Here is a 22,132-nt window from a genome sequence, read left to right on the forward strand (position 1 = left end):
GGGGGGGGGGGGGGGGGGGGGGGGGGGGGGGGGGGGGGGGGGGGGGGGGGGGGGGGGGGGGGGGGGGGGGGCGGGGGTGGGGGGGGGGGGGGGGGTGGCGGGGCAGGACGCGAGCGTCGGGCGGCAACGCGCAACCCTGATGAGCCTTATTGCAAGATTCCCGACCGCCTTTGCGAGGCAGGCCGTTTCGGGCAAAAGAGCGGTAGAGGCTGGTATATTTATACCGATGGCAAGCGACAAACCGATCCGGATGTCACCGCGATTATCGAAGCGGCACGGCTTGAGAAAAACATTACGCCGCGCCCCTTCACACCGGATGAAATCATCCGCCAGCTTTTAAAGGCAATGGCCAATGAAGGTGAACAATTGTTGCGCGAGGGCATTGCAACGCGTAGCGGCGATATCGATCTGGTGCTGATTAACGGCTATGGCTTTCCCGCGCATAAAGGCGGGCCGATGTTTGCTGCACAAAATCATAAGGAACACTAATATGAGCGAAGCCTATATTATCGGCGGTGTGCGCACGCCAATCGGCCGTTATGGCGGCGCACTCTCAGCAGTGCGGCCTGATGATATGGCAGCGCATACTATCCGTGAGGCGCTCGCGCATTTTCCGTCTTTGAGCGCAGAGATAATTGATGAAGTGGTGTTCGGCTGCGCCAATCAGGCTGGTGAGGACAGCCGCAATGTCGCACGGATGGCAGTCTTGCTGTCCGGTCTTGGTGAAACGGTACCTGCAACAACGATTAACCGTCTTTGCGGCTCCGGTCTTGATGCCGTGGGCTATGCGGCGCGCGCCATTAAACTCGGCGAGGCCGATATTATCATCGCTGGCGGTGTTGAGAGCATGTCGCGTGCGCCATTCGTAATGCCCAAGGCCGATGCCGCGTTTCAACGGCAGAATGCGGTCTATGACACGACTATCGGCTGGCGTTTTATCAATCCGCAGCTCGACAAAAATTACGGCAGTGAATCCATGCCGGAAACCGCAGAAAATCTCAGCGCTGATTATAATATCAGCCGCACAGATCAGGATGCATTTGCACTGCTGAGCCAGCAACGCGCGGCAGCAGCCATGCAAAGCGGACGTCTGGCACAGGAAATTGCACCTTACACAATCGCAGGGCGCAAAGGCACCAGCACAATTGTTGCTCAGGATGAGCAGCCGCGTGAAACTTCCTTGGAAAAACTGGCCGCGCTTGATACGCCGTTTCGACGCGGCGGCACGATCACCGCAGGCAATGCCTCAAGCGTAAATGACGGTGCGGCAGCGGTTGTTATCGCCTCCAAACAAGCGGTTGAGCGCTACGGCCTGACACCGCTGGCACGGATCAGCGGCATGGCGACCGCCGGTGTTGCACCGCGCATTATGGGCATCGGTCCTGTGCCTGCCACACAAAAACTGCTGCATCGCCACGGACTTACCATGACCGATATCGGTCTGGTTGAGCTGAATGAGGCTTTTGCCGCGCAGGCTCTGGCCTGCATGCGCCAGCTCGGGCTGGATGATGATGCAGCGCATGTCAACCCGAATGGCGGTGCAATTGCGCTTGGTCATCCGCTGGGCATGTCCGGTGCAAGGCTAACCTTAACATCTGCTATTGAACTGCACGCACGAGGTACAAAGCACGCTCTGGCAACCATGTGTGTGGGTGTCGGTCAGGGCATCTCCATGCTGCTCAGCCAGCCCTGACAGTTTTATTACAACCTGACTGGTCATTTCCGGCAGCCTGATAATATTCCGAAGCCTGTGTGAGGCAAAATCTGTTAAAATTTCAAAACAGAACTTTTTTGCCACACTCAGGACTTTGTGAAACAAATTATACATTTTTGCACTTGGCAAAACCGATTGCTCATTTATTGTGCCAACATCTGAAACACTGGCAAGAGGTATGAGATGCGTGTCTATCCATTTCCGTCGGTGCCCGGTGTTCGCGCGGGTGCTCCCAGACTTTAAGTCTTTGGCCCGTGCTACAGGCCAAGGCCTGTCCGCCCTCCCTGAAAGGGCGCTTTCCTAAAATTTTCCGCTTTGCCGCAACACTTAGCTGTTGTTTGTTTTGTCTTCGTTTTCACACATTGTCCGACGCAGAGCCGCTTCGTACTTTTGCTGGAAATGCTTTTAAAGGAACCAGAATCCGACTCTGCGCGGTCTGGTATGATTCATATGACCCGGTTTCGCATTAATTTCCGTGGGCCTGCCTTCCGCAATGTCCTCGGCTACACTTTCAGCCACTGGCGAAGTCAGCCTCTGCGGCTGACACTGATGATAATCGGTATGCTGCTTGCAACAGCCGCAGATGTTTTGACGCCGCTCTATTCCGGACGGCTGGTTGACGCGCTTTCTCTGGGTGGCGACAGCGCATGGTCTGCCGCAGTTCAAGCACTTATCGTCCTGCTCGCACTTGGTGCACTGGCACTGATTACACGTCAGCTGACCTTCTATGTCATCACCGATTTCACGCTGAAAATCATGAGTGACATGGCGGCCAGTTCGTTCCGCAAACTGCAACGCTTCTCCACCGACTGGCACGCCAATGCCTTTGCCGGATCGACTGTGCGCAAAGTCTCGCGTGCAATGTGGGCAATGGATCTGCTGAACGATACGCTGATTATCGCATTGCTGCCATCGCTGCTGATGCTGGTCGGTTCGGTTGCGCTGTTGGCCTGGTACTGGCCGCTCATGGGTGTACTGGTTGCAATCGGCTCTGTGCTGTTCATTGTCTGCACGATTGTGATTTCGCTCGGTTTTGTCGCGCCTGCTGCAACATTGGCTAATAGCTGGGATACGCGCATGGGCGGCGCGCTGGCCGATGCCATTTCGTGCAATGCTGTTGTGAAAGCCTTTGGTGCTGAAAAGCGTGAGGATGCACGACTTGCAAAAGTTGTCACCAAATGGCGCAGCCGTACACGTCGCACATGGCTGATCGGAACTCTGAACGGTTTCATTCAGGGGGCTAATCTGCTGATTATGCGCGGTGTTGTCATTGCTTTTGCGCTTTACTTGTGGAGCCAGGGCAAAGCAACGGCCGGTGATATCACCTTTGTTCTGACAGCGTTCTTCATGCTGCAGGGTTATTTGCGTGATGTCGGCATGCATATCCGCAATCTGCAACGCTCGGTAAATGATATGGAGGAACTGGTACAGATTGAGGCAGAACCTTATGGTATCGCCGACAAGCCGAATGCGCCGGCCATTCAGATCAGCAATGGTGAAATCCGCTTTGACAAGGTGACTTTCCATTACGGCAATCATGAAGCGGCACTCTACCGCGATTTCTCGGTGAAGATTGAAGCCGGTGAACGGGTTGGTCTGGTCGGACATTCCGGTTCGGGTAAGACGACTTTCGTCAAGCTGATCCAGCGTCTCTATGATGTCAGCGGCGGTGCCATTAAGATTGACGGGCAGAATATTGCTCATGTCACGCAGGCATCGCTGCGTTCGCAGATCGCCATTGTGCAGCAGGAACCGATCCTGTTTCACCGGACACTGGCCGAGAATATCGCCTATGCCCGCCCCGGTGCGACACAGGCGGAAGTTGAGGAAGCAGCACGTCTTGCCAGCGCCCATGACTTTATCAACCGTCTGCCAAAAGGCTATGCGACCCTTGTTGGTGAGCGTGGTGTGAAACTCTCCGGCGGTGAGCGTCAACGTGTGGCGATTGCCCGTGCGTTTCTGGCCAATGCACCGATCCTTATTCTGGATGAGGCAACTTCTAGCCTCGACTCAGAATCGGAAGTGCTGATCCAGCAGGCAATGGAACGGTTAATGATTGGCCGTACAACACTGGTCATTGCACACCGGCTTTCAACGGTGCGTGCACTGGACAGATTGCTGGTCTTTGACAAAGGCAAGGTTCTTGAGGAAGGCGATCATGATGCGCTTATCCGCAAACCGGGCGGCATTTACCGCCGGTTGTTTGAACGGCAGGCACTGGAACTGACCAAAGGGCTGGAAGATGTCCTTCCTGAATAAGAAAGCGGGGCCTGACGGCCCCGTTTTCATATGCATCATATAGCTATGCAGCTCAAATATGCGGCAGGCTATTCTTCTGCCCGCGGATCAAAAAATGTTCGCGCTGTATCGACCAGCAATGGCGCGATTTCTTTGCGGACACGATCAACCGACCAGTCAGCCATCGAAACAGAACAGTGAATTGCTGCGCGCGCTTTACCGCTGGACGACTTTATCGGTGCGGCGATACCAATTTCATTGAGCAGGATTTCCTCAACAGAGACAGCAAAACCATCCTGTCGCGCCTGTTCAACAAGGTCTGAAATTTCCCCGCGGTTAACTGTTGTGCGTGGGGTATATTCCGTCACCGGCCAGTTTTTTACAGCATCTTGACGTGCAGCCGCATCCCATGTGGAGAGAATGGCACGGCCACCCGATGTATTCAGCGCCGGATGGGTACGCCCGACCAATGTACCTTCAAAATTGGTACGTTGCACCGGAAGGCGCACCGAGTAAATAATTGATGTGTCACATATTTCTGCCAGATTGAATGATTGCCCGATTTGCTGCTGCAAAGCGAAAAGACGCGGCATAACCTGCGACGTCAGCGGCTCTGCAATGTAATGGGCATAGGCCATATGCAGCCATTGATTTGATAGCCGATAGCGGCGGCTATGATTATCACGGTTCAGCATGCCTTCCGCATAAAGCGTGGCGAGGATGCGCTGAACACTGCTTTTCTCAATGCCCGTTATGCGTACAAGATCAGAAATACCCAAAACAGCATTTCCCTCCCCGAAGGCTTTCAACAGGGTCATCGCTTTTATTAGCGAGCTGATAATTAAAGGATTTCTTTCGCTTTCACTCAATGGGGCACACTCCAGTCGCAAAAAACTCTTGACGCAGAAGGGAAAACTATGGTTCGATATTAACATGCGATCACAAGTATTGCAATACAATACAAAAGGGGAATGCCAATGAAAAATCAAAAAATCTTTGCCGTGGTTTTCAGCACGCCAAATAAGCAGGTAGCCGATATTTTTTAATTCAGCTTTGGCAATGAACGGCTGAAGAATATTTCCGGTTTGCACGGTACCGCGTCTGCATCATTTCGCTTTGATGACGGCATAAGCCGGCAATCCGTTAACAGGTGAAATCCGGCAGTACCCAGCTGATGCGTTCTGCACTGTCACCTCCGGCCACCCCCTCATATCCTAAAACGATTTTGACGGAGCAAAACTTGCTTGGTTTCATCCTCAAGCGGCTCGGCCTTGCCTTACTGGTTGCGCTGACCGTGTCTTTTATCAGTTTCTGTCTGCTCTATCTGAGCGGCGACCCTGCGACGGCTATCGCCGGAGAAGGCGCCAGTGCGCAGGACATTCAGACAATCCGTGAATTCTACGGTTTTGACCGGCCGATGCTTGTCCAATACGCGGACTGGTTGTGGAATGCAGCGCATTTCAACTTCGGACAGAGTTATTATTTTAAACTTCCGGTTGCAGACCTCATTTCCAGCCGGCTTGGCGTGACGATGCGCCTTGGCCTGACTGCTATCGTTTTTGCTCTGTTGGTTGCTGTACCGCTTGGTGTGCTTGCTGCCAAACGCCCGAACTCGCTGACCGACAAGCTGGCGTTGTTTATCTCTGTCGCCGGACAGGCAATGCCGAGCTTCTGGTTTGCCCTTGTACTGATCTCGGTTTTCTCCATTGATCTCGGCTGGCTGCCTGCTTCAGGCGCAAAAACATGGCAACATTTCATTCTGCCGACTGTAGTGCTCGGCTATTATGCCATGCCTGCAATTATGCGCCTCACCCGCGCCGGTATGCTGGAAGTTCTCTCATCCGATTATATCCGCACCGCCCGTGCCAAAGGCTCATCGGAATGGCGGGTGCTGTTCACCCATGCGTTGCGCAATGCTATTATCCCTGTTGTGTCGCTGTCAGCCGTGCAGATGGGTTTCATGCTCGGCGGTTCAATTGTTGTTGAATCCGTCTTTGCCCTGCCGGGTGCCGGACTGCTCGCATGGGAGTCAATCACTCGCAATGATCTGCCGACCGTTCAGGCACTGATCCTGCTTTTCTCCATGTTTTACATCGTCTTCACACTGCTCGCCGACATCATGAATGCCTGGCTTGATCCACGCATGAGGACCTCATGACCACGTTTTCTTCCATACCGACCGCAGAACAAATTCTGGAACCGTCTCCGTCTGCGATTTTGCGCCGCCGTATTTTCGGTCATAGCGGTTTCATGATCGGCACAATCATCGTGGCAGTGATTGCACTTGTTGCAATCTTTGCTCCGATGCTCCTCAAATATGATCCTTATACGCAGGATCTGGTGAACCGTATGGTGCCACCGGAATTCTTAGGCGGTAAGTCCGATCACGTTCTGGGGACTGACCAGCTTGGCCGCGATTATCTCGCCCGTCTGCTGCATGGTGCGCGCGTCTCATTATTTATCGGCCTGTCGGCAGCTCTGATCTCCGGCATTATCGGCACGGCTATGGGCATTGCAGCCGGTTATTTTGGCGGCCGTGTGGATGCGGTCGTAACATTTCTGATCAATGTGCGTCTCGCAATGCCGGTTGTTCTGGTCGCACTGGCCGTTGTCGCCTTGTTTGGCGGCTCATTGACTGTTGTTGCAACCGTGCTCGGCCTGTTACTGTGGGATCGCTATGCGGTGGTCATGCGCGCATCAACATTACAGATCGCGCGACGGGAATATGTCGCTGCATCCTATGCCATCGGCACATCCACGCCGCGCATTCTAATCTCCGAAATCCTGCCTAATCTGATGAACAATCTGATTGTCGTTGCCACACTGGAAATGGCGCATGCCATTTTGCTGGAAGCCGCCTTGTCCTTCTTAGGTCTTGGTGTGCAGCCGCCGACAGCCAGCTGGGGTCTGATGATCTCCGAGGGCAAAGACATGATGCTGTTCGAGCCATGGCTTGTGATGATCCCCGGTGTTGCGCTGTTTGTGCTCGTACTGGCGATCAATCTCATGGGCGACGGCCTGCGCGACATTACCGCGCCGGGCGGACGGAACTGAGGGAAAAACCAATGACTGCTCCTATTCTTAAAGTTCAGGGCCTGACACTGGACATCCCCACCGCCGCGGGCACCCTTCATGCCGTGCGCAACATCAATCTCGAGGTTAAACCGGGCGAGACACTCTGCATTGTCGGTGAAAGCGGCTCCGGAAAATCGCTGACCTCGCTTGCGGTGATGGGGCTTTTGTCATCGGGCATTCAGCGCAATGCGGCTGAAATGAGCTTTGACGGCATTGACCTGCAAAAAGCCACAGCACGGGAAATGCGTGCGCTGCGCGGTAACCGCATGGCGATGATATTTCAAGAGCCGATGACCAGCCTGAACCCTGCCTATACGATCGGCAGCCAGCTGGCAGAAGCATTACGCCTGCATAAATCTGTCAGCAAAGCTGAAGCACTGAAACGCGCCGCAGATCTTCTGCGTATGGTCGGGATAACCTCCGCAGAAAGCCGTCTCAACCAATATCCGCATCAGCTTTCCGGTGGTTTGCGCCAGCGCATCATGATTGCGATGGCGCTGATGTGTGAGCCGGAACTGCTGATTGCCGATGAGCCGACAACCGCGCTGGACGTAACCATTCAGGCACAGATCTTGCGTCTTCTCAAAGACCTGCAGCAGAAAATGGGCATGGCGATGATCCTGATCACCCATGATCTCGGTGTCGTTGCGCGTATCGCTGACAAGGTAGCCGTGATGTATGCCGGTGAACTGGTTGAGGCCGGATCTGTCAGCGAAATCTTCCGCAATCCTGCACATCCTTATACGCGCGGCTTGCTGGACTGCATTCCGATACCGGGGCGCATCAAGCGCGGAGAACGGCTGGGCACAATTCCGGGCATCGTGCCAAATCTGGTCGGCCGTCATACCGGTTGCATCTTCCGCGACCGCTGCCCTGAAGCGATTGAAGCCTGCACCGGCACCATTCCCCAGCGTGATCTCTCCGCTCATCATAAATTACAGTGCGTCCATGCAAACGGCATGCGTCAGCCTGCGGAGACTTTGCTATGAACCAGCCAGTTTTACAACTTCACAATGTCTCTAAGATCTATCAGGTGCGGCAGGGCTTTTTCTCCGGCAAAAAGCCGCTGGCAGCAGTCAGTGATGTTTCGCTGACAGTAGAGCGCGGCTCGGTTCTTGGCCTTGTCGGTGAATCCGGTTGCGGAAAATCAACGCTGGCTAAAATCCTGCTTGGGCTGGAAAAACCAACCCGTGGACGTGTCGAGATCAACGGTGAAGACATCACCAAGCAAAACCGTTTTGAACTGTCCCGCCGTATTCAGCCAATTTTTCAGGACCCTTATTCCTCGCTCAATCCGCGCAAAACCATCCGTCAGATCATTATGGCGCCGCTCGTGGTGCATAGTGTCGGGGATCAGGCATCGCGCGAAAAGAAGGTGAAGGAAATCATGGATGTGGTCGGGCTGCCTTCGCGTATGCTCAACGCTTATCCGAACCAGATGTCCGGCGGCCAGCGCCAGCGTGTCGCTATTGCCCGCGCGCTGATTATGAAACCGGAAATTGTTATCTGCGACGAACCGACATCGGCACTCGATGTTTCCGTGCAGAGCCAGATCCTTAATTTGTTGGGCGATCTGCAGCGTGAGCTCGGTCTGACCTATCTGTTCATCAGCCATAATCTGGCGGTTGTTGAATATCTCGCGACCCGCGTTGCGGTGATGTATCTCGGCCGCATTGTTGAAGAGCGCGAAACTGAAGATATTTTCCGCAATGCCCGCCACCCTTATTCACGGGCGTTGCTGGATTCTGTGCTGACACCGGAACCGGAACTCGGCGTGCCGGACACACAGCTCGGCACAGAATATCCCAATCCGATCAATCCGCCTGCAGGTTGTGCCTTCCATCCGCGCTGCCCTGACCGCTTTACCCCCTGCGATCAGTCCCGCCCTGTCTTGCGGGAAAACGGTAGCGGCTGTGTCGCCTGCCACCTTTATACCAATGCCACTGCATTGCCTGCCTGAACTGATTAAGGAACTGAAATGCAAACCAGTCTTTCCCGTACACAAGTTACTCGCAAGAATGTCATCCGCACCAAAGGTGGTGTCGTAGCCGCACAAAACAGCCGCGCAGCACAAATCGGTGCGGCAGTACTTGCAGCAGGCGGCAATGCGATGGATGCCGCAACCGCCGTTTCTTTCGCCATTGGTGTGCTTGAGCCGTGGATGTCTGGCCCTGCCGGTGGCGGCGCGATGATGGTTTGGGATGCAGCTTCCGGCAAAGCCCATGCCGTGACCTATGCCATGCGTGCACCTGTGGAGCTGAACCCTGCCGATTATCCGCTCTCCGGTGCCGGTAAAAACTCCGATCTTTTCCCGTGGGAAGCCGTGGTCGATGACCGCAATATTATGGGCGCAACTGCCGTTGCAGTACCGGGTGTGGTCGACGGCATCGGTCAGGCACATGCACGCTGGGGCACCATGCCCTGGGCGGAACTGCTGGCTCCGGCAATTAAACTCGCAAAAGAAGGCCTGCCGGTTGACTGGTATGCGGCGCTTGTTATCGCAGGGGCAACCCGTGAACTGGCCAAAGATCCGGATGCAGCAGCACTGTTTCTGGAAGACGGCCAGTGGCCGATGATCAATGGCTGGACAAGCCTGTCCGACAAGCGCGTTGATATGTCCGGTTATGCACCCTCCCTGACCGAACTGGCAGAACAGGGCTATCGCACATTTTATGAAGGCGATCTGGCACAGGCACTGGTCAAAGATGTCCGCGCTAAAGGCGGCTCATTATCCATGCAGGATTTGCGTGATTACCGTGCAACCATTGCTGATCCGCTCAGCTTTAAACGCAGCGATGCGACATTCTATGTCACACCGCATCTGACCGCCGGCCCGACCATGAGACAAGCCTTTGAAGCCTTACCGGAAATCGGCAAAGGTCAGCCGGACTCTCATGCCTATACCGGCTACGCCAAAGCGCTGCGCCATGCCTATCAGCAGCGGCTCGAGAATATGGGTGATGACGGCGAAGTGCCAAAAGCACCGGGCTGCACAACCCATTTTTCCGTCGTGGATCGCCACGGCAATATGGTCTCAATGACACAGACTTTGCTGTCACTGTTCGGCTCAAAAGTCGTTTCGCCTTCCACCGGCTTTTTGCTCAATAACGGCATTATGTGGTTTGATCCGGTACAGGGCAAACCAAACTCCCTGCAACCGGGACGCCAGTGCCTGATGAATGTCTGCCCTGCACTTGGTGAGCAAGGCGAACGCCGCTTCGCCATTGGTGCATCGGGCGGGCGTAAGATTGTCTCGGCCGTTGCCCAGCTTTCCTCTTTCATCGTCGATTCCGGCATGGATATTGAAGGTGCTTTCCATCAGCCGCGTCTCGATATGTCTGCCGCCGATGTCATCATCGCCGATGACAGCCTGCCAGCGGATACAATTGCGGAACTGAATAAAGTCGCGCGCACCGTTACCACCCGCCGCACTGTCTGGCCTTTTGCCTTTGCCTGCCCTGCCGGTGTGATGCGTGAAGGCGATCTGAACTCCGGCTGCACCGAGATTATGTCGCCATGGGGTGATGCAGTAACCGAGGAGGACAGCCATGACTTTGCGTGAGACTGTTATCAGCCGGATCGACACCTATTTCGACAACGGCACGATGAAATCCGAACTGGCCGCTTTGGTGAACTATCCGACAGAAAGTCAGGTACCGGAGAGAAAACCTGTACTGGCAGATTATCTGAACACAGCCATTACGCCGCGTTTGCAAGCCGCAGGATTTGAGATCAAAATCTATGACAATCCGGTGGCTGAAGGCGGCCCGCTGATGATCGCCCATCGCATAGAAGACGCCGCCCTGCCGACTGTGCTGATCTATGGCCATGGTGATGTCATTCATGCGCAGACCGAACAATGGCGCGAAGGCCTGTTACCCTTTGTTTTGACCGAAGAAGGTGATCGTTGGTACGGACGCGGCACAGCCGATAATAAAGTGCAGCATCTAATCAATATCGCTGCTCTTGAAGCCCTGATTGCCGTGCATGGCAAGCTCGGCTTTAACGCCACTATTCTGCTGGAAATGGCTGAGGAAAACGGCTCTCCGGGTTTGCAGGCCTTCTGCGCATCACACAAACAGGAACTCGCTGCCGATGTGCTGATTGCCTCCGACGGTCCGCGACTGCAACCGGACAGGGCGACTGTTTTCATGGGCGCACGCGGCGCAGTCACGGTTGATCTGATTGTTGAAAAGCGCGATGGCGCGCATCATTCCGGCAACTGGGGCGGCTTGCTTGCCGATCCGGCGATGCGGCTTGTACAGGCGCTTGCGACAATCACCGATGAATGCGGCCAGATCCGCATTCCTGAATGGCGACCAACCAGCCTGACCGATAATATCCGCGCGGCACTCCGTGATTTGCCGGTGGATATGGAAACCGGCCCGAGCATTGATAAAGACTGGGGTGAAGCCAGTCTGACCCCAGCCGAGCGGGTCTATGGCTGGAACAGTTTTGCCATTCTCGCCATGACATCCGGCGTGCCGGAGGCACCGGTCAATGCCATCTCCGGCAAGGCACGGGCAACCTGCCAGCTGCGTTATGTTGTCGGCACTGATGCAAACGACATTATACCCGCGCTACGCCGTCATCTTGATCAGCATGGTTATACGGATGTCAAAATCGCCCGTCGCGAGGATGATGATTTTACGGCGACCCGCCTTGATCCGGACCATCCGTGGGCACGCTTTGTCGCGCAATCACTGACAGATACTTCCGGCAACCCACCACATATTCTGCCTAATCTCGGCGGCTCGCTGCCCAATGAGTGTTTTTCGGAAACGCTTGGCCTGCCGACCGTCTGGGTGCCGCATTCCTACCGCGCCTGTTCACAACATGCGCCGGATGAACATGTTCTGAAAACAACCTGCCGTGATGCATTGCGCTGCATGGCAGGGATATTTGCCGATATTGCTGAGGGCAAAAGCCCGCAGCCTTCAACCCGATAACAACAAAAAAATGCCTGACCTTTTTAACCTTGCGTCGAAGTGGAGCGACACATGAGCTTTCATAAGAATTTTGCAATTCTGGCTACCCTTACCGCCAGCCTGTATCTGGGCGTATCCGGTGCGGCACTGGCCGATAAATCGGACGACACCGTCAATATCGCCTTTGCCAAAGAGCTGGACAATCCGAACACCTATTTCAGTTCAGCCCGCGAAAGCACCATTTTCGGCTATGCCGTGTGGGACACACTGGTTGAACGCGACCCGAAAACCCGCGAATGGGTCGGCAATCTGGCTGAGAGCTTCAAATGGGTTGATGATCTGACCCTTGAATTCAAACTGCGTCAGGGCGTGAAATTCCATAACGGCGATGCTTTCGGCGCGGATGATGTTGTGTTCACGCTGAACCATTTCTCCGATCCGAGAACTCCGGTTGCCATGCCGAATACAGTGGCATGGATCAAAAATGCAGAGAAGGTTGATGACCAGACTGTTCTCGTGCATCTGAAAGCACCATTCCCTGCTGCGCTCGATTTCCTTGAAAGCGCCATTCAGATTTATCCGGCAAAATATTATCAGGAAGTCGGCGATGCAGGCTTTTCCAAACAACCAATCGGCACCGGCCCTTATATGGTCGACAAGATCGAGCCGGGCAGCGGCTATACGCTGAAGGCTTTCCCTGACTATCATGACGGTGGCCCGCGCCAGAAACCACAAATCAAAAATGTGGAAGTCCGCAGCATTCCGGATACCAATACGCAGATCGCGGAAATGATGTCCGGTTCCGTGGACTTTATCTGGCAGGTGCCGGAAGATCTGACCCAGAAGCTCAAAACCCGTGACAGTTTCAACGTGGTTCAGGGCGAAACCCTGCGCTTCGGTTACATTTCTATGGATGTTTCTGGTCGTTCCAGCGCCGACACTCCGCTGAAAGATGTGCGCGTGCGTCAGGCAATCAATCATGCGATTGACCGTAAAGCCGTGCGTGATGCTTTCTTCGCGCCTTCCTCGCAGATCATCAATTCCATCTGCAGCCCGTTGCAATTTGGTTGTGAACAGGATGTGACATCCTACAACTTTGACCCTGCCAAGGCCAAAGAACTGCTGAAAGAAGCAGGCTATGAAAACGGCTTTACCACCACGATGTATTTCTATCGTGATAAAGCAGCCACCGAAGCTATGGCGCAGATGCTGGGCAATGTTGGCGTAAAGGTTGATCTGCAGATGCTGAAATATGCAGCACTCGCGGACAAACAGCTCAAAGGTGAGATCCCGATGGGCTTTGTCACATGGGGATCCGGTTCGGTGGCTGATGCCTCTGCCTCGACATCCAAATTCTTTGACGGCTCCGATATTGATGATGTCAAAAATGCGGAGCTAACAGCAACACTCAAGCAGGCAGACACCACCACCGATCCGGAAAAGCGCAAAGAATCTTACAGCAAAGCCCTGCGCCAGATCGCTGATCAGGCCTATTGGGTACCGCTCTGGACCTACACAACCAATTATGTGATGGCAAAAGACCTGAACTTCACTCCGACACCGGATGAGTTCGTGCGCTTTTACGACATGAGCTGGAACTAAGCCTTATGAGGTCGCAGCCTGTGCTGCGACCTCACCGGCACTTTTCGTTTTCCCGCATACAGAAATTACAGAGATCAATCATGTTACTCCAGCCCTCGTCACAACTTCGTCCGAAGATCCGGATCGACAGCGCAGAATTACGTATTGTAGAGCTGAAACTCCTCAACCCGTTTCGCATTTCTACCGGCGTGGCAACCAAAAAAACCTTCCCGCTTTTGATCCTGCGCAGCGGCAATATCGAAGGCTATGCGGAAGGTGTCTGTGATACCCTGCCTGATTATCTGCCGGAAACCACGGTGTCATCCATGATGATGATGCGGGATGTTTTTCTGCCACAGATTATCGGCAAAGAATTCTCGACACCTTATGAGTTAACCCAGATGATGCGGCACTGGCGCGATCACCAGATGGCCAAAGCCTGTGTGGAAATGGCCTATTGGGATTTATGGTCTAAAACCCTCGGTCTGTCGCTGTCCCACGCCCTTGGCGGCACCCGCAAAGATGTTGAAGTCGGTGTATCACTGGGCATTAAGGAAATTCCGGATACGCTCATGGATGTTGAGCGTCATGTTCAGCAGGGCTATCGCCGCATTAAACTGAAAGTCATGCCGGGTCATGATCTGAAGCTTCTGGAAAAAGTGCGCAACCGTTTCCCTGATATTCACCTGACGGTTGATGCCAACTGCGCCTATACGCTGGCTGACCTCGCTTTGCTACGCCAGTTCGATGATTTTGATCTGGATTATATTGAGCAACCTTTGGCATGGGATGATCTGCAGGATCACGCAAAACTTCAATCCATGATGCGTACAGCCATTTGTCTGGACGAATGTATCCGCACACCGGAACTCTGCCGCAAAGCACTGGCCATTGATGCCGGCCGCGTGATCAATATAAAAGTCGGTCGTGTCGGCGGCCATGCCAATGCGCGTCAGATTCACGATATTTGTCAGGCACATGATGTACCGGTCTGGTGTGGCGGCATGCTGGAATCCGGTATCGGCCGTGCCCATAATATTCATCTCTCGACGCTGGAACAGTTCAAGCGTCCGGGCGATACATCCTCTTCTTCGCGTTATTTCGAGCGCGATATTGTGAGTGAAAAACTAGAAACCGAAAACGGCATTATGCCGGTTCCGTCAAACGGTGCGGGTATCGGTGTCACTCTGGACTATGATTTCCTTGAGACCGTGACATTATCAAAAGAAGCATTTTAAGAAGAACCTGATCCGGAGAAGCAAAAATCGTTTTTACTTCTCCGGTATGTTGCAAAACGCTGGCATCGCATAGTTGCTCACACATGCAGGAAGCTGTTTTCTGCCTCTTGTATAAAGTTTTGAGCGTGAAATATCCGGCAATTAATTGCCTTGATACAATTATACAACATATTGATTTTTATAGAAGAAGCCCCCTATTTCTGCGTTGGGAACATAAGCGGTTTCGATGAATATCTTCAGGGTCTAGTTCTGGAGATAAAAATGAAAACAAAATTAATTTTACTTAGTTCCGCCGCAGCTCTGCTCACAGGATCGGCAGCATTTGCCGCGGATCCGGTTGTCGCACCGGAACCTGAAGCCGTTGAATATGTCCGTGTTTGTGATGCTTACGGACAAGGCTATTTCTACATTCCGGGTACTGAAACCTGCCTGCGCATTCACGGCTATGTCCGCTATGATCTCACGGGCGGCGACGATGTTTACGGACGCGGTTTTGAAGCTCGTGACGGCAAACTCTTTGCAAAGAACAACAAGCGTGACACTTATGAAGGTCTGGCTCGGTTCGCCCTGAAATTCAGTACCGCTTCTGAGACCGAGCTTGGCACGCTGAAAACCTATGCGGAAGCACGGTTTCAATGGAAAGACGGTAAGGATGATAAATCTTCCGGCACATTACGCTTCGGCTATATAGAGCTTGGCGGCCTTCGGGTCGGTTTGGATGAGTCCGCTTTTGTTACCTTCCCCGGCTATCTCGGTAATGTCATGAATGATGATGTGATCCTTGCCGGTGGCTACCGTACCGGTTTGATTAGTTATACTGTCACCGGTGAAAATGGTTTGTCAGCCATTCTCTCCGTAGAACAGGGCGGGAATAGCGATATTGATGACGTACCATCCGATTGGGCCGGTGAAAAATGGGGCGCCACAATTCAAGACTACACGCCGCATGTCGTTGGTGGTCTGCGTTATGCACAAGGCTGGGGTTCGCTCACTGCTGTCGCCGCCTATGATGCCCGTAATAAAGAATGGGCAGGAAAAGTCCGCGGCGATCTGAATGTCACCGATCAGTTTTCCGTCTGGGCAATGGGTGGTTATAAGTCCAACAAGGATAATTATATCAATGTTCTGAATGATGATAATCAGGTCATCGGCCAGATTCGCGCCGTCAGCAGCTTCTACGGCACATGGGGCGGAGACTGGGCAGTATGGGGTGGTGCAGCCTATAAGCTGACCCCGCAGGCAGTCCTGAATGCCCAGCTTGCCTATGATGCTTCCAAAACATTCGCCGCATCAGCAAATGTATCATACGAATTGGTGCCCGGATTTGCGATCACACCGGAAGTTTCCTACACCAAATGGAAAGATGAAAAATCCATCCAGAACGGCAAAAATGCAGTTCAGGGTATGATCCGTTTCCAGCGCAGTTTCTGATAATTGACGGCGGGCGCAATCCCGCCGTTTTCTACCCTTGGGATGGTGCAAAGCGGGCAACCAATGCATGGCTGTCACCACTATAGGTCAGGCGTACATAGGTCACGGGTTGTCCGGCATTCCATGTCTGGCGCTCGATCACCAGACAGGCCGCACCTGCCGGAATACCCAGAATTGCTGCTACATTTTCATCAGCAGCCACTGCGCGGATTGCGTGTTGCGCATTGCTCCACGGCACACAGGCCACCAGCCACGGGCTTGGCGATTGTTTGGAAAAATCCGTTTGAGCTGCATCCGGCACTGCCAGCAGATTAATGATGCGCTCTTCCAGCGCAAAAACCCGCTTGCCGGCATAATGACGGCAGGTCAGCTCAATCAGCGGAGTATTGCGTTCAATCTCGAGTTTCTTGCCGTCAGCTGCCGTGCTTTTACGGCTCACGGATTTCTGCAATTCGTAGCGATAAGGCAGATCCAACTGCTCGACTTCATCACGGATATCATGAATTTCCAGCACCGCCGCCTGCGACTGCGGTTTGGACACAAAACTGCCGGAACGGCGCTTGCGCTCGATCATTCCGGCTTTTGCCAATTGTGTCAGCGCTTTATTTACGGTCATGCGGGAGCAGGAATATTGCTCGGTCAGTTCGTGTTCAAAAGGAATACGATAACCGGGCTGCCATTCACCGGAAAGAATCCGGTTTTCAATATCATCCAGAATCCGCTGATGCAGGGATAAAGCCTGTTCACTGTCTCCGGATGAGATATCCTGCATACTTTGTTTTACCCGCTTTTCGTCAATATTGACTGGCTCAGTTTTCCAGAAGTTCATGTAAAACTTTACGGAAACCGCTCTCTGCCTTTTCATGCAGGTGATGACGGCCGTTTTCAACCTGTTTTACACCGCGCACCCAGACATGCGCCGGTTTGGCGCGGCCTGCAAAGATCATACCATCCAGCACCATATCCCCTTTCGCATGGGGAAGGCGGCTGACATCCAGTGCTACAAAATCTGCTGACGCACCGGTTTTCAGCCCCTGCCCGCGCACACCCATAGCGATATTGCCACCTTCAAGCGCACCGTCAAACAGCGCACGACCGGTTGAACCTTCCGCAACTGCCATCACATTACGTGCGCGATGTTTTAGGCGCTGCGAATATTCAAGCTGGCGCAATTCATCACCCAAACCAATCAGCACATTGGAGTCTGAACCAATACCGAATTTGCCGCCTGCCTGCGTGAAGACTCCGGCATTAAACGTGCCGTCACCGAGATTGGCCTCAGTCACAGGGCACAGACCGGCGATCGCACCGACTTTTGCCATGCCTGTTGTCTCGTCATCGGTCATGTGGGTGGCGTGGATCAGACACCAGCGATCGCTCAAATCTGCACTATCCAGCAGCCATTCAACCGGACGCTTGCCGGACCATGCAATGCAATCTTCAACTTCTTTAACCTGCTCGGCCACATGAATATGCACCGGTGTTTCCGGCAACATTTGTGTAACGATTTTCAGCTCATCCGGCGTCACAGCACGCAGGCTGTGTGGCGCAACACCCAAAACCGCGCCGCCCATATTTTTCAGTGCAGTGTCGCAGCCGTCCAGCAGGCGCTGATATTGGTCTATACTATTGATAAACCGGCGCTGGCCTTCATTTGGAACTGCACCGCCAAAAGTTGAATGAGCATAGAAGACCGGCAACAGTGTGAGGCCGATGCCGCTTTTATTGGCCGCTGATGCAATACGTTTGCCCATTTCGGCCACATCCGCATAAGGCGCACCGTCACGGTCGTGATACAAATAATGAAACTCACCTACGCGGGTGAAGCCATTTTCCAGCATATCCACATAGAGGCGTAGTGCCACGGCTTCCGCCTGTTCCGGTGACATAGTCAGGGCAAAGCGATACATCACATCGCGCCAGCTCCAGAAACTATCGGCAGAAGGCCCGCGCTTTTCAGCGAGTCCGGCCATTCCATACTGGAAAGCATGGCTGTGCAGATTTGGCATCCCCGCGATGATCACCCCATGGCGCTCATCGCCCGATTGCGCCTGCGCGCCGCTTTCAATGCTTGTAAATTTTCCGGCTTCAACCGTCAGGCGGACATTCTCAGCCCAGCCGCTTTCCGACCCGTTATTCAACAGAGCCTGTTGCGCATGGATGACATATTTTTGCTGAAGCACGGTTCTCTCCTCCTGAATCCGGTTTCTGCAAACAATGCAGAACCTGTGCAAAAATTTCCTTTGCCATTTTTTAATATGTATATACATTATAGCCGGAGAGGGGAAGTGGGAAAACACTCATGACAAAAGATACGCTTAACAATAGCGGCCATATTTTCACCCGTGCGCGTGTTGCGACGCTGATTGAAAATGCGGATGGTCTCGGCCTGATTGAAGATGCGGCAATAGTGGTTGAACAGGGCAAAATTGCCTATGTCGGCCCGCAATCCGAAATGCCTGCGCTCTATGCGGATTATCCGGCAACCAATTGCGAAAACCGGTTGATTACCCCCGGTCTGATCGACTGCCACACACATCTGATTCACGCAGGCAACCGCGCCCATGAATTTGAGCTGCGCCTCGAAGGCGCATCCTATGAGGAAGTTGCCAAAGCTGGCGGCGGTATTGTTTCTTCCGTAAAAGCGCTGCGTGCGGCCAGTGAAGATGATCTGGTACGTGAGAGCCTGCCGCGCCTCGATGCCCTGATTGCTGAAGGCGCAACAACCGTTGAGGTTAAATCCGGTTACGGTCTCGATACGGAAAATGAAATCAAATCGCTGAAAGCAGCCAGACGTCTGGCACTGGAACGTGATGTTGCGATCCGCACTACTTTCCTCGGTGCTCATGCGCTGCCGCCGGAAATGAACGGCGACAAGTCAGCCTATATTGATGTGATTATCAATGAGATGCTACCTGCCATCGCCGCTGAGAAGCTCGCCGATGCAGTCGATGGTTTCTGTGAAGGGATCGCCTTTCTGCCGGATGAAATCGCCCGTGTTTTTGATGCTGCAAAGGTGCATGACCTGCCGGTCAAACTCCATGCAGATCAGCTTTCCAACCTGCATGGTGCCAAATTAGCCGCCTCCTATAATGCGCTTTCTGCCGATCATGTGGAATATACTGATGCGCAAGGTGCGCAGGCGATGGCCAAGGCCGGTACTGTCGCAGTGCTGTTGCCCGGCGCCTATTATTTCATCCGCGAAACCCAAAAACCACCGGTTGAAGCCTTCCGCCGGGCGGGTACAAAAATGGCATTGGCTACCGATAATAATCCCGGTACATCCCCGCTGACCTCCCTGCTTTTGACCATGAATATGGGCGCAACCCTGTTCCGCCTCACTGTCGATGAATGCATTGCCGGTGTGACCCGTGAAGCTGCCCGTGCGCTCGGCATTCTGGCTGAAACCGGCACGATTGAAGTCGGCAAACATGCTGATCTGGCGATCTGGGATGTGCAGCGCCCTGCAGAACTTGTCTATCGCATTGGCTTTAACCCGCTCTGGAAGCGGGTTTTCCGCGGCAACTGAAAATTTATCCGAACACTCACACGTCATTCACATACACCTGAAGAAAGTATCCTCCATGAGCATTATTCTTAAACCAGGTTCCGTCCCGCTTGCCACGCTCGAAGATATTTACCGCAACGGCACCATTGCCCGTCTTGATCCGTCTTTTCATGCGGGCATTGCCAAATCCGCAGCCCGCATTGCGGAAATCGCCGCCGGTGATGCGCCGGTCTACGGCATCAATACCGGCTTCGGTAAACTGGCTTCCATCCGTATCGCCCCTGAAGATGTGGCCACACTCCAGCGCAATCTGATCCTGTCCCATTGCTGCGGTGTAGGCGCGCCTCTGGCTGAAAATATTGTGCGCCTCGTCATGTCGCTCAAACTGATTTCGCTTGGTCGCGGTGCATCCGGCGTACGTCCTGAGATCATCGCGCTCATCGAAGCCATGCTTGAAAAGGGTGTCATTCCGGTTATTCCGGAAAAAGGTTCCGTCGGTGCGTCCGGCGATCTGGCACCGCTGGCACATATGGCTGCGGCCATGATCGGCGAAGGTGAGGTTTTCTATCAGGGTGCACGTGTTTCCGCTGCTTCCGCATTGAGCAAAGCCGGTCTGACGCCGGTTGTTCTGGCCGCCAAAGAAGGTCTCGCCCTGATCAACGGCACGCAGACTTCTACCGCTCTGGCACTGGCCGGTCTGTTCCGCGCCCATACAGCCTTGCAGGCAGCTCTGATTACCGGCGCTCTGTCGACCGATGCTGCCATGGGCTCCACCGCACCGTTCCACGCAGATATTCATAGCTTGCGCGGTCATAAAGGCCAGATCGATACCGGCGCGGCTCTGCGCAAATTACTTGAAGGCTCGATTATCCGTGACAGCCATCTGGAAGGCGATCAGCGCGTGCAGGATCCGTATTGCATCCGCTGCCAGCCACAGGTCGATGGTGCCTGTCTAGATCTGCTGCGTCAGGTCGCGGTTACGCTTGAAATTGAAGCCAATGCGGTCACCGATAATCCGCTGGTGCTTTCCGATGATACAGTGGTCTCCGGCGGTAACTTTCATGCCGAACCGGTGGCTTTTGCCGCCGACCAGATTGCGCTGGCAATTTGTGAAATCGGTGCCATTGCCCAGCGTCGTATTGCACTGCTGGTTGACCCTGCCCTCTCCTTCGGTCTGCCTGCGTTTTTGGCGAAAAAGCCGGGTCTCAATTCCGGTCTGATGATTGCCGAAGTCACTTCCGCAGCTCTGATGTCGGAAAACAAACAAATGTCCCATCCGGCCTCGGTCGATTCAACACCGACTTCCGCCAATCAGGAAGACCATGTGTCGATGGCCTGCCACGGCGCCCGCCGTCTGCTGCAAATGACCGACAATCTTAATGCAATTATCGGCATTGAAGCCCTGACCGGTGCCCTTGGCGTAGAACTGCGCGGCCCGCTGGAAACCAGCCCTGAACTGAAAGCGGCAATCGCCGTGCTGCGCACCAAAGTGCCGACGCTCGAGGTTGACCGTTATATGGCTGATGATCTGGCTGCCGCTGCGGAAATCGTGGCTGACGGCTCGCTGAATGCAGCTATCACGAGCGGTATTCTCCCTGCACTGGAGGCCTAAATGAGCGCGTTTGAAGTTCATCAGGGAACCTCGCCGGTCATTCTCGGTCTGCCCCATACCGGCACGGAAGTGCCGGAGGATATTTGGGCGCGCCTCAATGACAATGGCCGCATTCTTGCCGATACGGACTGGCATATTCACAAGCTCTATGACGGGCTGCTGGATAATGTGACGACAGTGCGCGCCACTTTCCACCGCTATTGCATTGATGCCAATCGTGATCCGGCGGGTGTGAGCCTCTATCCGGGGCAGAACACAACGACTCTGATACCGGAAACGGATTTTGATGGTCTGGCGATCTGGAAGGACGGTGAGCAACCGGCTGAAGCCGATATTGCAGATCGCATCAGCCGTTTTCACAAGCCTTATCATGAAGCACTGGCGGCTGAAATCGAGCGTGTAAAGGCCATTCACGGCATAGCCATTCTCTATGACTGCCACTCGATCCGCTCGCATATTCCGTTTCTGTTTGAAGGCACTCTGCCGGATTTCAACATCGGAACGGATAATGGCAAGACCTGCGCGCCGGTCATTGAAGCAGCAGTCTTCGGTGTAGCGAAACAGGCTGAAGGTTACACGTCCATCCTCAACGGCCGTTTCAAAGGCGGCTGGACAACGCGCCATTACGGCCAGCCGGAAACGGGCATGCATGCCATTCAAATGGAACTCGCGCAATCGACACATCTGGCAACTGAAGCCGTGCCATTTACCTATGACGAGGCCAAGGCAGCCGGATTGCGCAGCCATCTCAAAAACATTTTGCTGCAGCTTGAAACCGCCGCTGCCAATCTCAAATCTAAATAAGGG

18 protein-coding genes are annotated in these 22,132 nt (G+C 53.9%); 15 read left to right on the forward strand and 3 right to left on the reverse strand.

Going from position 1 to position 22,132, the window contains the following annotated elements; genetic code table 11:
- Positions 1 to 345: 345 nt before the first annotated feature.
- The 3 genes from HBA93_RS13315 to HBA93_RS13325 all read left to right on the forward strand — a co-directional run bounded on the left by HBA93_RS13315 (position 346) and on the right by HBA93_RS13325 (position 3,973).
- Positions 346 to 489, forward strand: coding sequence for a hypothetical protein (locus HBA93_RS13315; protein WP_221723589.1), 144 nt, complete (start codon positions 346 to 348; stop codon positions 487 to 489).
- A gap of 1 nt (position 490) precedes the next feature.
- Positions 491 to 1,693: a 3-oxoadipyl-CoA thiolase gene (gene pcaF, locus HBA93_RS13320; protein WP_221723590.1), complete on the forward strand. Its 1,203-nt coding sequence runs from the start codon at positions 491 to 493 to the stop codon at positions 1,691 to 1,693.
- A gap of 471 nt (positions 1,694 to 2,164) precedes the next feature.
- Positions 2,165 to 3,973 (forward strand): ABC transporter ATP-binding protein, encoded by a 1,809-nt coding sequence (locus HBA93_RS13325; RefSeq protein ID WP_221723591.1) that lies wholly within the window; start codon positions 2,165 to 2,167, stop codon positions 3,971 to 3,973.
- Positions 3,974 to 4,041: 68 nt separating this feature from the next.
- On the opposite strand, the gene HBA93_RS13330 is transcribed toward HBA93_RS13325, so the two are convergent.
- On the reverse strand, positions 4,042 to 4,887 hold the full coding sequence (locus HBA93_RS13330) for an IclR family transcriptional regulator (protein WP_286201928.1): 846 nt from the start codon (positions 4,885 to 4,887) through the stop codon (positions 4,042 to 4,044).
- 305 nt (positions 4,888 to 5,192) lie between these two features.
- Between HBA93_RS13330 and HBA93_RS13335 the strand changes: the two genes are divergently transcribed.
- The 9 genes from HBA93_RS13335 (at position 5,193) to HBA93_RS13375 (ending at position 16,205) form a co-directional block, all read left to right on the forward strand.
- Entirely contained in the window at positions 5,193 to 6,110 is a 918-nt protein-coding gene (locus HBA93_RS13335; protein WP_221723592.1) for an ABC transporter permease, read from the forward strand.
- Entirely contained in the window at positions 6,107 to 7,006 is a 900-nt protein-coding gene (locus tag HBA93_RS13340) for an ABC transporter permease (RefSeq protein WP_116088472.1), read from the forward strand. The genes HBA93_RS13335 and HBA93_RS13340 overlap by 4 nt, the downstream gene beginning before the upstream one ends.
- Before the next feature lie 11 nt (positions 7,007 to 7,017).
- The gene (locus HBA93_RS13345; RefSeq protein WP_221723593.1) at positions 7,018 to 8,016 is read left to right on the forward strand and encodes an ABC transporter ATP-binding protein; all 999 of its coding nucleotides are present in this window, start codon (positions 7,018 to 7,020) and stop codon (positions 8,014 to 8,016) included.
- Entirely contained in the window at positions 8,013 to 8,987 is a 975-nt protein-coding gene (locus tag HBA93_RS13350) for an ABC transporter ATP-binding protein (RefSeq protein WP_221723594.1), read from the forward strand. The genes HBA93_RS13345 and HBA93_RS13350 overlap by 4 nt, the downstream gene beginning before the upstream one ends.
- Before the next feature lie 18 nt (positions 8,988 to 9,005).
- Positions 9,006 to 10,589 (forward strand): gamma-glutamyltransferase family protein, encoded by a 1,584-nt coding sequence (locus HBA93_RS13355; RefSeq protein WP_221723595.1) that lies wholly within the window; start codon positions 9,006 to 9,008, stop codon positions 10,587 to 10,589.
- Positions 10,576 to 11,976, forward strand: a complete 1,401-nt coding sequence (locus tag HBA93_RS13360) for a M20 family metallopeptidase (RefSeq protein ID WP_221723596.1) — start codon at positions 10,576 to 10,578, stop codon at positions 11,974 to 11,976. Before HBA93_RS13355 ends, HBA93_RS13360 begins: the two co-directional genes overlap by 14 nt.
- A 51-nt stretch (positions 11,977 to 12,027) precedes the next feature.
- On the forward strand, positions 12,028 to 13,557 hold the full coding sequence (locus tag HBA93_RS13365) for an ABC transporter substrate-binding protein (RefSeq protein ID WP_221723597.1): 1,530 nt from the start codon (positions 12,028 to 12,030) through the stop codon (positions 13,555 to 13,557).
- Positions 13,558 to 13,637: 80 nt separating this feature from the next.
- Positions 13,638 to 14,774, forward strand: a complete 1,137-nt coding sequence (gene menC / locus HBA93_RS13370) for an o-succinylbenzoate synthase (protein ID WP_221723598.1) — start codon at positions 13,638 to 13,640, stop codon at positions 14,772 to 14,774.
- Positions 14,775 to 15,035: 261 nt separating this feature from the next.
- Positions 15,036 to 16,205 (forward strand): porin, encoded by a 1,170-nt coding sequence (locus HBA93_RS13375; protein ID WP_221723599.1) that lies wholly within the window; start codon positions 15,036 to 15,038, stop codon positions 16,203 to 16,205.
- Positions 16,206 to 16,236: 31 nt separating this feature from the next.
- On the opposite strand, the gene hutC is transcribed toward HBA93_RS13375, so the two are convergent.
- Positions 16,237 to 16,977, reverse strand: a complete 741-nt coding sequence (gene hutC, locus HBA93_RS13380; protein WP_122093188.1) for a histidine utilization transcriptional repressor HutC — start codon at positions 16,975 to 16,977, stop codon at positions 16,237 to 16,239.
- Positions 16,978 to 17,014: 37 nt separating this feature from the next.
- On the reverse strand, positions 17,015 to 18,388 hold the full coding sequence (locus tag HBA93_RS13385; protein ID WP_353619361.1) for a formimidoylglutamate deiminase: 1,374 nt from the start codon (positions 18,386 to 18,388) through the stop codon (positions 17,015 to 17,017).
- 119 nt (positions 18,389 to 18,507) lie between these two features.
- Here HBA93_RS13385 and hutI point away from each other — a divergent pair, with 119 nt between their 5' ends.
- Genes hutI through hutG form a run of 3 tightly spaced genes read left to right on the forward strand, consistent with a single transcriptional unit; the run spans position 18,508 to position 22,129 of the window.
- Positions 18,508 to 19,734 carry an imidazolonepropionase gene (hutI, locus tag HBA93_RS13390; protein ID WP_221723601.1) on the forward strand — a complete coding sequence of 409 codons (1,227 nt, stop codon included), beginning with the start codon at positions 18,508 to 18,510 and terminating at the stop codon, positions 19,732 to 19,734.
- 55 nt (positions 19,735 to 19,789) lie between these two features.
- Entirely contained in the window at positions 19,790 to 21,325 is a 1,536-nt protein-coding gene (hutH, locus tag HBA93_RS13395; protein WP_121993230.1) for a histidine ammonia-lyase, read from the forward strand.
- The gene (gene hutG / locus HBA93_RS13400) at positions 21,326 to 22,129 is read left to right on the forward strand and encodes an N-formylglutamate deformylase (RefSeq protein WP_221723602.1); all 804 of its coding nucleotides are present in this window, start codon (positions 21,326 to 21,328) and stop codon (positions 22,127 to 22,129) included.
- Positions 22,130 to 22,132 lie beyond the last annotated feature (3 nt).

Source organism: Ochrobactrum sp. SFR4 (assembly GCF_019730395.1).
GTDB lineage: Bacteria > Pseudomonadota > Alphaproteobacteria > Rhizobiales > Rhizobiaceae > Pseudochrobactrum.

Excerpts from the sequence above, each read along its gene's own strand:
- HBA93_RS13355 (WP_221723595.1), top strand. The coding sequence starts at position 9,006 with ATGCAAACCAGTCTTTCCCGTACACAAGTTACTCGCAAGAATGTCATC.
- hutG (WP_221723602.1), top strand. The coding sequence starts at position 21,326 with ATGAGCGCGTTTGAAGTTCATCAGGGAACCTCGCCGGTCATTCTCGGT.
- HBA93_RS13315 (WP_221723589.1), top strand. The coding sequence starts at position 346 with ATGGCCAATGAAGGTGAACAATTGTTGCGCGAGGGCATTGCAACGCGT.
- HBA93_RS13365 (WP_221723597.1), top strand. The coding sequence starts at position 12,028 with ATGAGCTTTCATAAGAATTTTGCAATTCTGGCTACCCTTACCGCCAGC.
- HBA93_RS13345 (WP_221723593.1), top strand. The coding sequence starts at position 7,018 with ATGACTGCTCCTATTCTTAAAGTTCAGGGCCTGACACTGGACATCCCC.
- HBA93_RS13340 (WP_116088472.1), top strand. The coding sequence starts at position 6,107 with ATGACCACGTTTTCTTCCATACCGACCGCAGAACAAATTCTGGAACCG.
- hutH (WP_121993230.1), top strand. The coding sequence starts at position 19,790 with ATGAGCATTATTCTTAAACCAGGTTCCGTCCCGCTTGCCACGCTCGAA.
- pcaF (WP_221723590.1), top strand. The coding sequence starts at position 491 with ATGAGCGAAGCCTATATTATCGGCGGTGTGCGCACGCCAATCGGCCGT.
- hutI (WP_221723601.1), top strand. The coding sequence starts at position 18,508 with ATGACAAAAGATACGCTTAACAATAGCGGCCATATTTTCACCCGTGCG.
- HBA93_RS13330 (WP_286201928.1), bottom strand. The coding sequence starts at position 4,887 with ATGTTAATATCGAACCATAGTTTTCCCTTCTGCGTCAAGAGTTTTTTG.
- menC (WP_221723598.1), top strand. The coding sequence starts at position 13,638 with ATGTTACTCCAGCCCTCGTCACAACTTCGTCCGAAGATCCGGATCGAC.
- hutC (WP_122093188.1), bottom strand. The coding sequence starts at position 16,977 with ATGCAGGATATCTCATCCGGAGACAGTGAACAGGCTTTATCCCTGCAT.
- HBA93_RS13325 (WP_221723591.1), top strand. The coding sequence starts at position 2,165 with ATGACCCGGTTTCGCATTAATTTCCGTGGGCCTGCCTTCCGCAATGTC.
- HBA93_RS13375 (WP_221723599.1), top strand. The coding sequence starts at position 15,036 with ATGAAAACAAAATTAATTTTACTTAGTTCCGCCGCAGCTCTGCTCACA.
- HBA93_RS13350 (WP_221723594.1), top strand. The coding sequence starts at position 8,013 with ATGAACCAGCCAGTTTTACAACTTCACAATGTCTCTAAGATCTATCAG.
- HBA93_RS13360 (WP_221723596.1), top strand. The coding sequence starts at position 10,576 with ATGACTTTGCGTGAGACTGTTATCAGCCGGATCGACACCTATTTCGAC.